Origin of the sequence: Microcoleus sp. PH2017_09_SFU_O_A, from assembly GCF_020738625.1 — a bacterium.
Classification (GTDB): domain Bacteria; phylum Cyanobacteriota; class Cyanobacteriia; order Cyanobacteriales; family Microcoleaceae; genus Microcoleus.
This window is the reverse complement of record NZ_JAEQCF010000144.1, coordinates 1-11,498: the sequence shown is the minus strand read 5'-3', so window position 1 is coordinate 11,498 and position 11,498 is coordinate 1. Positions and strand designations below refer to the sequence as shown.

11 protein-coding genes and 2 pseudogenes are annotated in these 11,498 nt (G+C 43.5%); 9 read left to right on the top strand and 4 right to left on the bottom strand.

Translation table 11 applies throughout. The features are described 5' to 3' along the window. Window positions 1-243: 243 nt before the first annotated feature. Together JGK16_RS31535 and JGK16_RS31530 are read left to right on the top strand one after the other, a co-directional pair. Window positions 244-427, top strand: a pseudogene (locus JGK16_RS31535) (ISKra4 family transposase); the annotation flags it as partial. 269 nt (window positions 428-696) lie between these two features. Next, on the top strand, window positions 697-1,050 hold the full coding sequence (locus tag JGK16_RS31530) for a hypothetical protein (protein ID WP_293203582.1): 354 nt from the start codon (window positions 697-699) through the stop codon (window positions 1,048-1,050). Between the two features lie 60 nt (window positions 1,051-1,110). Here the strand turns inward: JGK16_RS31530 and fabG are convergent, their stop codons facing one another. Next, complete coding sequence (gene fabG, locus JGK16_RS31525) at window positions 1,111-1,875, bottom strand: 3-oxoacyl-[acyl-carrier-protein] reductase (protein WP_293186385.1); 765 nt, start codon at window positions 1,873-1,875, stop codon at window positions 1,111-1,113. A gap of 153 nt (window positions 1,876-2,028) precedes the next feature. Between fabG and trxA the strand changes: the two genes are divergently transcribed. Both trxA and JGK16_RS31515 read left to right on the top strand, forming a co-directional pair. Beyond that, window positions 2,029-2,346 carry a thioredoxin gene (gene trxA, locus JGK16_RS31520; protein WP_293148879.1) on the top strand — a complete coding sequence of 106 codons (318 nt, stop codon included), beginning with the start codon at window positions 2,029-2,031 and terminating at the stop codon, window positions 2,344-2,346. Between the two features lie 87 nt (window positions 2,347-2,433). Continuing rightward, window positions 2,434-3,024 carry a hypothetical protein gene (locus JGK16_RS31515; RefSeq protein ID WP_293186384.1) on the top strand — a complete coding sequence of 197 codons (591 nt, stop codon included), beginning with the start codon at window positions 2,434-2,436 and terminating at the stop codon, window positions 3,022-3,024. Window positions 3,025-3,239: 215 nt separating this feature from the next. Here the strand turns inward: JGK16_RS31515 and JGK16_RS31510 are convergent, their stop codons facing one another. Then, window positions 3,240-5,627, bottom strand: coding sequence for an NACHT domain-containing NTPase (locus JGK16_RS31510; RefSeq protein ID WP_293186383.1), 2,388 nt, complete (start codon window positions 5,625-5,627; stop codon window positions 3,240-3,242). Window positions 5,628-5,784: 157 nt separating this feature from the next. Between JGK16_RS31510 and JGK16_RS31505 the strand changes: the two genes are divergently transcribed. Then, on the top strand, window positions 5,785-5,988 hold the full coding sequence (locus JGK16_RS31505) for a hypothetical protein (RefSeq protein WP_293193830.1): 204 nt from the start codon (window positions 5,785-5,787) through the stop codon (window positions 5,986-5,988). Between the two features lie 125 nt (window positions 5,989-6,113). Here the strand turns inward: JGK16_RS31505 and prmA are convergent, their stop codons facing one another. Further along, window positions 6,114-7,004, bottom strand: a complete 891-nt coding sequence (gene prmA / locus JGK16_RS31500) for a 50S ribosomal protein L11 methyltransferase (RefSeq protein WP_293186381.1) — start codon at window positions 7,002-7,004, stop codon at window positions 6,114-6,116. A gap of 462 nt (window positions 7,005-7,466) precedes the next feature. Continuing rightward, window positions 7,467-9,050 (bottom strand): phosphoglycerate dehydrogenase, encoded by a 1,584-nt coding sequence (gene serA / locus JGK16_RS31495; RefSeq protein WP_293186380.1) that lies wholly within the window; start codon window positions 9,048-9,050, stop codon window positions 7,467-7,469. Window positions 9,051-9,334: 284 nt separating this feature from the next. Here serA and JGK16_RS31490 point away from each other — a divergent pair, with 284 nt between their 5' ends. The 4 genes and pseudogenes from JGK16_RS31490 to JGK16_RS31475 form a co-directional block, all read left to right on the top strand. Then, entirely contained in the window at window positions 9,335-9,841 is a 507-nt protein-coding gene (locus JGK16_RS31490) for a hypothetical protein (protein ID WP_293186378.1), read from the top strand. Between the two features lie 263 nt (window positions 9,842-10,104). Next, window positions 10,105-10,527, top strand: a pseudogene (locus JGK16_RS31485) (Uma2 family endonuclease); the annotation flags it as partial. A 150-nt stretch (window positions 10,528-10,677) separates the two neighbouring features. Next, window positions 10,678-10,893 (top strand): MerR family DNA-binding transcriptional regulator, encoded by a 216-nt coding sequence (locus tag JGK16_RS31480; protein ID WP_293193826.1) that lies wholly within the window; start codon window positions 10,678-10,680, stop codon window positions 10,891-10,893. A gap of 19 nt (window positions 10,894-10,912) precedes the next feature. Beyond that, a partial coding sequence (locus JGK16_RS31475; protein ID WP_293203581.1) for a transposase occupies window positions 10,913-11,498 on the top strand: 586 nt, incomplete at its 3' end.

Sequence of the window (11,498 nt, the reverse complement as noted above, 5' to 3'; positions counted from 1 at the left end):
ATTGCTATGATTAGACACACTACCAGTTGTGATGGTAGCCCACGATGCCGTTTTTCTTTGGCTTTGGCTTTGAGAATAGCTGCTTCTATTTCTGTTGATGGAACCGCTACCTCTATTGCTTTAAATATCTCGCTACTTTTTAGCTTGGGAGATTCTAATAATAATTTTTTGTACGGCACTATACTTGATTTACTTTTTTATACATCATACTTAGTGTACCACTTGTTCGACCTTAAGTAAACCGTATTGAATTATGAGCAATTATCATCAGACAAGATTTGTTCCATAGGCTCGGGAGCGGTGGAATCGGCTGTCAAACAAATAGATAGAAGGTTGAAAATTTCGGGAGCTCAATGGTTGAAAAAAATGTCATAACAAGATGCTAAAACTTCGTTGTGCTTACCTCAACGATCTCTTGGCTATTTGAGGCTTTTTCAAAACCGGGATGCTCCCAAGCATGACCGCAGTGAATATAAGATTATAACTAATAACTTATATGCGGTCATGCTTCGCCCTCTTCAAAAACCAGATGCACCCGAAAAAGCGACAATTTTACAGATCCGCACCTTACACATGAGACTAAAGTGTCTCACTCCGCGCAACAATTGTCGTGTAGCAAGAGTTTTTATAAATAATATTAGATAGAGTTGAGAATATAAGTATTGTTAGACTCAAGTATTCAACGGGATAGTTTGTATGGATAATCTCTCCGAGCTTCTCAAAAAAATCAAGAATAAACCTTCAGTCTATTTGGGCAAGGTGTCAATTAGTTGTCTTCAGGCTTTCTTGTCGGGATACAATGTGGCACAGTATCAGCTTGGCGTACCTCTAAAAGAAGAAAACGCTCTAGATGGCTTTCAAGAATGGATACAGAAAAAATTCAATATTGATTCATCTCAATCATGGGCGAATATAATTCTCTTTTTTTCTCAGGATGAGAAAGATGCTTTAAATAGTTTTTTTGAACTATTTGAAGAGTTTTGTCAAAGTAAGAAGGTTGTCGAATCGGGGAAGGTGCACCGACAAGCAACCTACAGAGATTTGAAATAAATTCATAACCGCAGACATCCGCGCTCATCCGCGTGCATCTGCGGTTAAAAATTCCCAAATCTAAGCCATCACCATGCCGCCATCGACATTAAAAACTTGCCCGGTAATATAAGCCGCCGCCGCATCCGCCGCCAAAAACTTCACCATCCCCGCAACTTCCTCAACTTCGCCGTATCTTCCCAGCGGAATGTACTTTAAAATCTCGTCAGATTTGACATCCTTTGTCATATCTGTGGTGATAAAACCCGGTGCAACTGCATTCACAGTAATCGCGCGACTTGCCAATTCTTTCGCCACAGTTTTAGTAAATCCAATGACTCCAGCTTTCGCCGCACTGTAATTAGCTTGTCCGGGATTTCCCATTTGGCCGGCAACCGAAGCAATATTAATAATTCGGCCGCTGCGCTGTTTCAACATGATTTTGCTGACAGCTTTTGTACACAAAAATACGCCGGTGAGATTCAAATCAATCACTGCTTGCCAATCTTCTAGCTTCATCCGCAGCAGCAAAGTATCGCGGGTGATGCCGGCATTGTTCACCAAAATGTCAATTCGTCCCCATTTTTCCATGACATTACTGATGAGTGCATCCACTTGGTCAGTTTTGGAGACATCTGCTGCAAGGGCCACAGCTTCTCCGCCCGCTGCAATAATTTCTGCTACCGCCTCATCAGCCGCAGCGCTTGAACTGGCATAGTTCACGGCGACTTTAGCGCCTTCTGCTGCGAATGCTAAAGCGCAAGCCCGCCCAATTCCCCGCGACGCACCGGTGACAACGGCAACTTGTCCCTGCAATCGCTGATATGTCTCTGGCAATAATTCCATAATTCTGTCCTCAAAATCTATGCTCACAGAATTCTGCCTTAAAATCGATCCAGAACCAAAAAAATTTATACTGACTTATTGAGTTCAGTTGTCACAATTCCCTACTCGTTAAGCCTTCGGGTATAATGGGCGTCCCTTTACCACATTTTTAAGATGGCAGTTCAAAAACAGTTCAACAGTTTTGAAGAGTTACTATCGAGCTCTGATTTGCCTGTACTGGTAGATTTTTATGCTACTTGGTGCGGGCCTTGTCAGATGATGGTGCCGATTTTGGAGCAGGTGAGCGGTCAGACGAAAGATAAGCTCATGGTTGTTAAGATTGATACGGATAAGTACGAGCAGTTGGCGTCGCAGTTTCACATTTATGCTTTGCCGACTTTGGTGCTGTTCAAAAATGGTGTTGAGGTCGATCGCATTGAGGGAGTATTGCAACCGGCGCAGTTGATCGATCGACTGCAACCTCATTTGTAACCACCGCCGATTATCTCACAGGCTTGGTGCGTCAGCCAATATCTGATACATTATCAACAAAATTGTCGTAGCTGACGCACCCTACCTATGAAAACTCCCAGTCACGCGATTATCAATCTAGCTATTCTGGGTAAACCGCAACAGCCGCAATTTAATCTGATTATTGCGATCGGCGGAATCTTACCCGATATCCCGATATTTTTATTTTACTTTTGGGCGAAGTACATTGCTCGCTTGCCGGAAGCTACAATTTGGTCAAAAGCATATTACGAGCCTGTTGTCCAGAATATTGTGGCTTTGTTTCATTCTATCCCCCTAGCTGCGATCGGCTGGGTAATTGCTTATTATTTTGGCTGGCAAAGCGTGCAAATTTTGTTTCTGAGCATGATTCTGCACTCTTTGGGAGATTTGCCAGTGCATAATGACGACGCTCACCGACACTTTTTCCCGTTCAGTAATTACCGTTTTATCAGCCCGCTTTCTTATTGGGATAGAAATCACTACGGCTCGATCGTTTCTTTTGTTGAAATGTTGCTAGTGTTGCTGTCATCCTATCATGTTTTTGGTTTGATTAACTCTTATGTTGGCAAGGGATTGTTGATTTTAGTTAATTGTTTTTATTTAATTGGATATGTGTTGTTTTACGTGCGGTCTATAATTAAAATTAGTTTTCTGTAGTGTGGAATTATATCCTGAAATTCAAAGGTTCTGCTGTACCTCATCAAGCGTGAGAAGCGCTAGAGATTTATAGTGCTATTTTATGAAGTCGATCTAATACAAACCGTTATTGCACTCGATCGAACGCGATATCAAATCCAGAAAGAGGCGATCTGGAATGTCTAGTTAGGGCTTGCTGAATAATCGATCGCAAACCAATACCAGGAGCGATCGATCTATTCTGATTCTTCGCGTTTGCGTTTTTCAATTTCTGCGATCGGCAACAATAAATTCTCCTCAATTTCTTCTCGCACACTACGGCTAACGTAGCAATCGCTATTGAGGCAATCTAGTAAAAAATTATTAGCATCATAGTATTCTTTAATCATTTCAATCTGCTGTTCGCTGAACTGCCAATCACAACCTAATCCACGATATTTAATCATTATTTTTCTTAGCTGCTCAGTCCAAGTCGATTGTACACTTGTCCAAATTTTCTGAAATTTTTGTTCGTTTTTTTTAGGATCTGGGAAATCAGGCAGATATTTTATAAGTGCTTCCATGTCATTTTTTAATGAATAGCTGAGCTGGTAGTGCTGAACTATATCATTTACAAGATCGGCGAGCGCATTTTTCGGTGAGAACCAACAGCAGTTACTAAAACTAAATAGTCGATATAATGCTACATCGAAGTCTAAACTAAAAATACCTTCCATTCCATCACGCGAAATTCTAAATTTATCCATTAAATCTATAGGTTCATCTTCATAAAAAATATGCAATCCGTAAACACATTCAAGACTAAAGTAAAAAACTCTGAGAGCAACAGGCTGATAAAAATCATCGTTGATTTTTAAAGATTTTAAATATACCCAATACAGAAAGTTTTGCAAGGCAATATCGACAGACATTATAGAATCGACTTTTCTCTTCATCAACAACAGAAATGTAGTTGATTCTGCAAGCATTTCAATAGTTAACAAAAAAACTTCACGCCAGCGAACTTCTGTCAAACGTTCTACTAATTTATTCAGTATTGGATCGTCTATTGATGAAAAATTGCATTGAGCAACAATATATTTTGCAGTAAAGTATTCATGGAACGTTAGGTGCGAGAAGGAATAGATGCTACGGGCGCGTTCCACAAATAAGCCATGCTGTGCCTCAATAGATTTTAGGACAACTTCACTGTCTAGATCGAGGGTTTGCTCATCAGTGCTAGCTCCGGGTAGGTTTTCAATGAATTCGCGGATTTGAAGCTCAATACCTTTTTGCTTGAAGAAGTAATTTCCAGCTTCAAAAGTACGATAGGCAATCTGGCTGAGTAAGTCTTCTTTGCGTTTCAGGGACAACTTTTTGTAGACTTCATCGCGATCGATATTGCGTTTGATGTCCCATTTTTTTAGCAACACATCTACCCCGTTTTGATAGAGTTCGGCACGGTTGGCGGGAAAATCACCAGAATCTTCAAACACTAAGCAAAGCAGAGTAAGCAGCAATGGATTGCTTGCCAGTTCGTAGATAGGTGAGTTTTCTATCAGTTTTTGGATAAAGCGATCTGCTTTGACTGCATCCTGTTTGCAGTGAAACCATTTTTTGGAGAAGTCGGCAATCTGAACATCATCAAAATCGGCAACTTCAACTTCTGTAAACTGTTGGAAAGTGTATTCGCGAGCAGCGATGCGGCAGGTGATAACAAAGGCATTGCGGGAGTAGTTATCGGCGAATTGCTGAATTTGGCGCAGGACTCGCTTAGCATCAGTTTCGCGCACTTCATCTAATCCATCCAGGAAGATTAGAGTGCGTCCGTTTTCTAAGATTTGTTGAGTGGGTGTTGGAGTTTGTAAGGATGAAAAATTTTTGATTTCTGCGGGAGACGAAATTAATGAATTAATGTATGATATCAAGTCTGGTTGTCCATCAGCTTCAGCAAAATCTTTGAGAGTGATGAAAATAGGAACGCGATGAACTTGGAGTACGCTGCCAATACATTGAATTGCCAAATGCTTGAGGAAAGTAGTTTTTCCTGCACCTGGTTTTCCAAGGATCATCAGTTTGTTGTGTTTTTCAATAGCTTTTAATCCCGGAACACGCTGCTCTTTAACAGATCCAAGGCTAAAGCGATCGAACTCTTGTGGTGAAACTTGTTGTGGTAGTTGAGAAAGCTGTAGTCGTTTGCGTCCAGTAATTTTTTCTAGAATGTTGACGTGGGTATAAATGTCGTTAAGTCCGATTGGTTGGTTCATGTCTAACACGCGCATCGTGCCACAACGTTCTTGAATGATTGGACGAATGCGCTGGCGCATCTCTTCCACCAACTCATCAATCCCACTTACATTGTTGCTGAAACATAAAGTTTCAGAAAAGTTTGATTTCTGATATTCATTCAGTAGGAAATCGTGCAGTTTTCGGAGTTTACCCGGTCCTTTACCACCTATGCTGAACTTTCTATACACTCCGTTCATCCGGGTTCCAAATGCGGATTCCGAGATAAACATAGTTTCTGCAATCTCTAAATTACTTTCCTTGCCACTAAAACGTGCAACGAAAGCTTCCTCTTGTTCAGGAGAGAGGTCATACTTCTTAGCTAGTTTGGCAAGAAACTCACGCGGGAATGACTGCATTGATTGAAATTAAAGCTTTACAGCTATTCTAGCCACTACTTTGCGATTCTTGGAGACAAGTCAGTCAAAGTCAGCCAAAGTCAGCCTAATGTTTGGATGAAATCTCTCAAATCCTCTTGGGACAGTGGGTTTATGCAATTCACAAGAGGTCTAAGCGATGTCTGGCAACAACAAAAAGAAATGGCTTAAGGTAATCGAGTTTGCTATGGTAGGCATTGCTACTTGGCTCAATCCCCATGCAGGATTTTTGCTCTTTCTGCTCCGGTTTTGCTTTCAAATCCTGGCAGCGTTACAGAAAGATGAGCAGAGTGAAACAGACACAAGCAAACTAACAAGCCTGCACTTGCGCGATCGCAAGTAATACTAAGGGGGAGCGATCGCGTGCAGGTCGCTTCCTCATATTTCACTTACATTAAAATAGAAAAAGACATTTCAGATCGATTCAAGCGATATCTCGATCTTTAACAATTTCCCAATTTCTAATTGTTAACTGCGCCGAATATTAAAACAGCACCAATCTTCGCGCTTCCACAGAGTAGCGACAATCCAACCGTGTTGTTCGAGAGTGTCTGCAATTGGTTTGGCTTGTTCGAGTAAAATGCCGCTGAGAACTGCCCAAGTTGTGGGCTTGCTAATGGCGGTGAACTGCGGGATTAAATCAATGATTACTTCGGCTAAAATATTGCACATCAAACCGTCGATCGGGCCGCCCGTCATTTCGATCAGCCGATCGATACTTCCGAGTTCTGCCACCAACTGCTGCGGGTTAACGCGGTTGAGTTGTCGGTTGCTGATGGTCGATCGCACTGCCAAAGGATCTGTATCCAGAGCATAAACCTTTGTGGCGCCCAGCAACACCGCGCCGATCGACAAAATACCCGATCCGCAGCCGATATCAGCAACTACACATTCTTTGTCGTCAAAACCGAGGCGCATTTCCAGCGACTCCAGACAGAGTTGAGTCGTAGCGTGAGCACCCGTACCGAAAGCAACACCGGGATCTAAACGCAAGATTACGCGATCGGTATCAGTCGGTGGGGGAAGCCAAGCCGGATTAATTAAAAAGCGATCGCCCACTTCTTGAGGCTGCCACTGCTGCTTCCAAGTGCTCCCCCAGTCTTCATCCTCTATCAAATCCCACTGCATCGCAGGTAAGGGCAAACCCGCACACAAAGCATCTTGCCGCAGCCACAAAGACAGGGCCGCCAAATCCAACAATCCCGCTTGTTCCTCGGGCAAATAAGCCGACATCAGGCAGGAATTGCTTTTAATCTGAGTGGCAGTTCCCCGACAGTTAAACCGTTCCAGGCGCCAAAAGATGATATCTTCCAGCGCCGGATCGCAAAGAATTCTAATTTCCCACCAGCTATGTGCCATGACTATTTTAGATTTTAGATTTTAGATTTTAGATTCGCCCGTCAGGAACTGGATACTGGGAACTGAAGAGTGAGAAATGACGATTGACTAATAGAAAAATTCCAACTTTTTTGCCAATTAACAATGACCAATCACTTATTACCAATTATTCAGTCCTTGCATCCAAAATCTAAACCCCCCAAATCCTTCAAAGAGTTAGCGTCTAACGATTTTAGATTTTAGATTTTAGATTTTAGATTGTGGGAACCTAAAATCTAAAATCCTTCAAATAGTTACCGTTTAACGATTTAACGATTTTAGATTTTAGATTGTGGGAACCTAAAATCTAAAATCCTTCAAATAGTTACCGTTTAACGATTTTAGATTTTAGATTGTGGGAACCTAAACTCCAAAATCTTTCAAAGAGTTACCGTTTAACGATTTTAGATTTTAGATTGGGGAACCTGAAAAATCTAAAATCCTTTAAAGATTCACCGTGTAAGCATCCCGAATCCCAGGAACTTTCATAATTTCAGCCAATATACCCTCTGGTAGAGGGTCATCAAGGCTCAAAACCATCACTGCATCGCCTCGCACGATTTTACGGCCTACTTGCATACTGGCAATATTGACATTAAAACTGCCCAATTGGGAACCAATTTTTCCAATAATCCCCGGCATATCGCGGTGCAAGGTAAACAGCATATGGTGCGTCGGGCAAACGTTGACTGGGAAATCGTCAACGCTGGTAATCCGAATTTCGCTTTCGCCGAGGACTGCACCCGTGACTGTGTGTTCGCCGAGAGTTCCCTTAGCACAGAGGCGTAGAGAGCCTGTGTAGTCGCGAATTGAGGCGTCTCTGGTTTCCACGACGCGAATTCCGCGTTCTTTGGCTTCAATGCTGGCGTTGACGTAGTTAACGCGCTCTCGCAGGGCTTGGGAGAGCAGGCCTTTGAGGGAGGCGACGACTACGGGCTGGCTTTGGTTGCTGGCCAATTCGCCTTGGAGTTGGACGTTGAGGTAATCAACTCTGCCTCCGGCTAGCTGGCTGACGAGGTTGCCGAGGGTTTCGGCGAGTTGCAGGTAGGGTTTGAGTTTTTCGATCGAGTCTGGGTAAATTCCTGGGATGTTAACAGCCGATCGCGCCGGCAGTCCCAACAGCACATCGCGAATTTGTTCGGCAACGTCGATCGCCACATTCACCTGAGCTTCAGCCGTAGAAGCTCCCAAGTGAGGCGTCAGCACGATGTTTTGGCCGACATTTCGCAACGGAGAATCAGCTTCCAGCGGCTCATGTTCGTAAACATCGATCGCTGCACCGGCGATCTGGCCTGATTTGATCGCTTCTGCCAGGGCTGCTTCGTCGATGATGCCACCTCTGGCGCAATTAATTATCCTGGCCGTGGGCTTCATCTTTGACAGCACATCAGCGTTAATTAAGTGCAGAGTTTCCGGCGTTTTGGGGATGTGCAGGGTGATGTAGTCGGATTCGCGCATCAACAGTTCGAGCTCTACCAAGCGGCAGCCCAACTGTTCGGCTCTTTCGGTGGAGATGAAGGGATCGTAAGCGAGCAGTTTCATGCCCATTGCTTTGGCTGCGGTGGCGAGGTGGGAGCCGATTTTGCCCAAACCGACGATACCGAGGGTTTTTTTGTAAACTTCTACGCCGATAAAGCGGTTGCGCTCCCATTTACCGCTTTTTACAGAGGCGTTGGCTTCGGGGATGTGGCGGGACATCGAGAGCATCATGGCGATCGCGTGTTCGGCTGCTGCGATCGTGTTGCCTTCGGGGGAGTTGACGACTACAATTCCTTTGCGGGTAGCGGCGGGTACATCGACATTATCTACGCCAACGCCCGCTCTACCGATGATTTTTAGTAGATTTCCGGCTTCAATGATTTCTTTGGTAACTTGGGTGCCAGAACGGATCATTAAAGCATCGTAATCTGGAATAATTCGCACGAGCTCTTCGGCTGAGAGTCCTGTGTTTACGTCAACTTGTGCGACTTGGGAGAGGATGTCAATTCCGGCTTGGTCGATCGGATCGGATACTAGAACTTTAGGCATAGCAAGCAATTGAGTGCAATAGTAAAAATAGCCCTGTTGGCGAGCTCAAAGTTGAGACTTATGACTTAGAGCAGAATCTAACAGCTCAGCTCAAGCTTGCCTTTGTGCAGTTTGAATTGTATCCGTATTCGGTCAAGGTCGGTCATTTTTGCGTGAAATATTTTACCTTTGCGGGCGATCGTCCTGGGCGATCGTCTTAAAAACGCCCAATTGCTTAGCTAGCAAGTCTTTTCAGGCTATAATAAATTCCGGATATTGAAGCCTAACTATCAGGAATTATTTTGATGAATTATCTTATCGCCGTACTGCCCGATCGAATGCAAGCCGAAGCTGCCTATTGCGCCCTCGAAAAAGAAGGCTTACCCATGAAGCAAGTCAGCATTTTGGGACGCGGCTACAAAACTGCTGATGAATTTGGCTTAATCGATCCCAACCAGCAAGCAAAGAAACAAGCTAAACTCATGGCTGTTTGGCTGATACCGTTTGGCTTTATTGCCGGCGTTACCTTCAGCTTGATGACAGAGTTAAAGACTTTTGCATGGGCGGGCGAAATTGGCGATCACGCGATCGGCGGAGTGCTAGGTGCGATCGCGGCCGGAATGGGCAGCGTTTTTGTCGGCGGTGCGGGAGGAATGGCTTTTGGTAGCGGCGATGCTTTGCCCTATCGCAACCGTTTGAATGCGGGCAAATTTTTGATTGCAGTTAAAGGTACTGACGCTTTAACCGAGAAAGCTGCTGATGTTTTGCAGCAGTTTGAACCGGAAAATATGCAAGGTTATACAGAAAGTTAATTGTCATCTGCGTTCATCTGCGTTCATCTGCGGTTAAAACTTCCAAGTTAGTATTATGGCAACCGGTGCATCTGGGTTTGGCAAATATGTGTGTAGGGGCGAAGCATGACCGCAGAAAATAGGAGATTATAACTAATAACTTATATGCGGTCATGCTTCGCCCTCTTCAAAACCCAGATGCACCCTAGGTAAAAATCTAATATTGACTTGAATTCAAGTTTTTTACCAGAATATTTGACCTTACTTGATATTTGGAGAAACCGATGGAAGTTCCAACGATAGCCTTATCTTCTCCCCTAGAATTGACAATTGATCTAACTGACGAACAATTTTTTAATTTGTGTCAAGAAAACCGAGATTTGAGATTTGAGCGTACTTCTAGTGGAGGATTAATTATTATGTCGCCTACTGGTAGCGAGACTGGTAATCGCAACATTGACTTATCCTATCAACTTCAATCTTGGAGCCGTCAAAATAAACATTTGGGAATTGCGTTTGATTCTTCTAGCGGATTTAAACTGCCAGATGGTACTGATATTTCTCCCGATGCTGCTTGGATTCGGCGCGACAGATGGGATGCTTTAACTTCCGAAGAAAAAGAGAAATTTGCACCAATTTGTCCCGATTTTGTGGTGGAATTGCGATCGACTACCGATTCCCTAGAAAAATTGCGGGCTAAAATGCAGGGTATGAAAAAAATAAGTTGAAAATTCCCAAGCTTTGTCGATACTGGTTTCTCTGACTGGCATATTTAGCCTTTCATACCGTCAATCAGCAACGCCGCGATTAAGTAGACAAAATGGTACACCAATAGACAAGTATCTATATGTGTGCCGATGTTTAAGCCTCACGAATTCGCCAAAAAGCTTGGTCTTTCGGTGAAAACCCTTCAGCGCTGGGACATTGCCGGGAAATTACCCGCGAAGCGCACTCTGTCAGGTCATCGCTTTTACACAGAAGATGACCTTCTGATAGCCAACGGACTGAAGCCAACAGAAGCCAACAGAAAAACGATTGTCTACTGTCGAGTCTCCTCCATGTGTCAGGATTAGGCAATAAAGCAATACAGTGTTGAGAACAAAGTTAAAATTAAACAAGAGTCAGGCAACAGTCATGAGCAAGCACGCTGGAATAGCGAGGTTTACTTATAACTGGGGATTGGCTACTTGGAGTAACCTTTACAAAGATGGATTGAAGCCCAATAAATATTTACTCAAAAAGTTCTTCAACAACCATGTAAAACCTGAGTTTACATGGATTAAAGAGGCGGGTATTTGCCAAAAAATAACTCAATATGCTTTCGACAATCTTGGGGATTCCTTCTCCTTGTTTTTCTCAAAAAAAGCTGGATATCCCAAATTCAAGAAAAAGGGTCATCATGATTCCTTCACGATAGACGCAGGTGGAAAACCAATCCCGGTAGGTGGTACGTCTATAAAGTTGCCAACAATCGGTTGGGTAAAAACTTACGAAGGATTGCCTCACACCACCTGCAAGTCAATTACAATATCTCGAACTGCCGACAGTTGGTTTATTGCTTTTGCCTACGAACAGGAGTATGAACCAACTGTAAAGCAACACGATGTCGTGGGTGTTGACCTAGGAGTTAAAGAGTTGGCAACCCTTTCGACGGGAGTTGTTTTCCCTAACCCAAAGC

Coding starts and splice junctions, on each gene's coding strand:
- JGK16_RS31510 (WP_293186383.1), bottom strand. CDS start 5,627: ATGCAGTCATTCCCGCGTGAGTTTCTTGCCAAACTAGCTAAGAAGTAT.
- JGK16_RS31480 (WP_293193826.1), top strand. CDS start 10,678: ATGTTTAAGCCTCACGAATTCGCCAAAAAGCTTGGTCTTTCGGTGAAA.
- serA (WP_293186380.1), bottom strand. CDS start 9,050: ATGCCTAAAGTTCTAGTATCCGATCCGATCGACCAAGCCGGAATTGAC.
- JGK16_RS31530 (WP_293203582.1), top strand. CDS start 697: ATGGATAATCTCTCCGAGCTTCTCAAAAAAATCAAGAATAAACCTTCA.
- JGK16_RS31505 (WP_293193830.1), top strand. CDS start 5,785: ATGTCTGGCAACAACAAAAAGAAATGGCTTAAGGTAATCGAGTTTGCT.
- fabG (WP_293186385.1), bottom strand. CDS start 1,875: ATGGAATTATTGCCAGAGACATATCAGCGATTGCAGGGACAAGTTGCC.
- JGK16_RS31515 (WP_293186384.1), top strand. CDS start 2,434: ATGAAAACTCCCAGTCACGCGATTATCAATCTAGCTATTCTGGGTAAA.
- JGK16_RS31490 (WP_293186378.1), top strand. CDS start 9,335: ATGAATTATCTTATCGCCGTACTGCCCGATCGAATGCAAGCCGAAGCT.
- trxA (WP_293148879.1), top strand. CDS start 2,029: ATGGCAGTTCAAAAACAGTTCAACAGTTTTGAAGAGTTACTATCGAGC.
- prmA (WP_293186381.1), bottom strand. CDS start 7,004: ATGGCACATAGCTGGTGGGAAATTAGAATTCTTTGCGATCCGGCGCTG.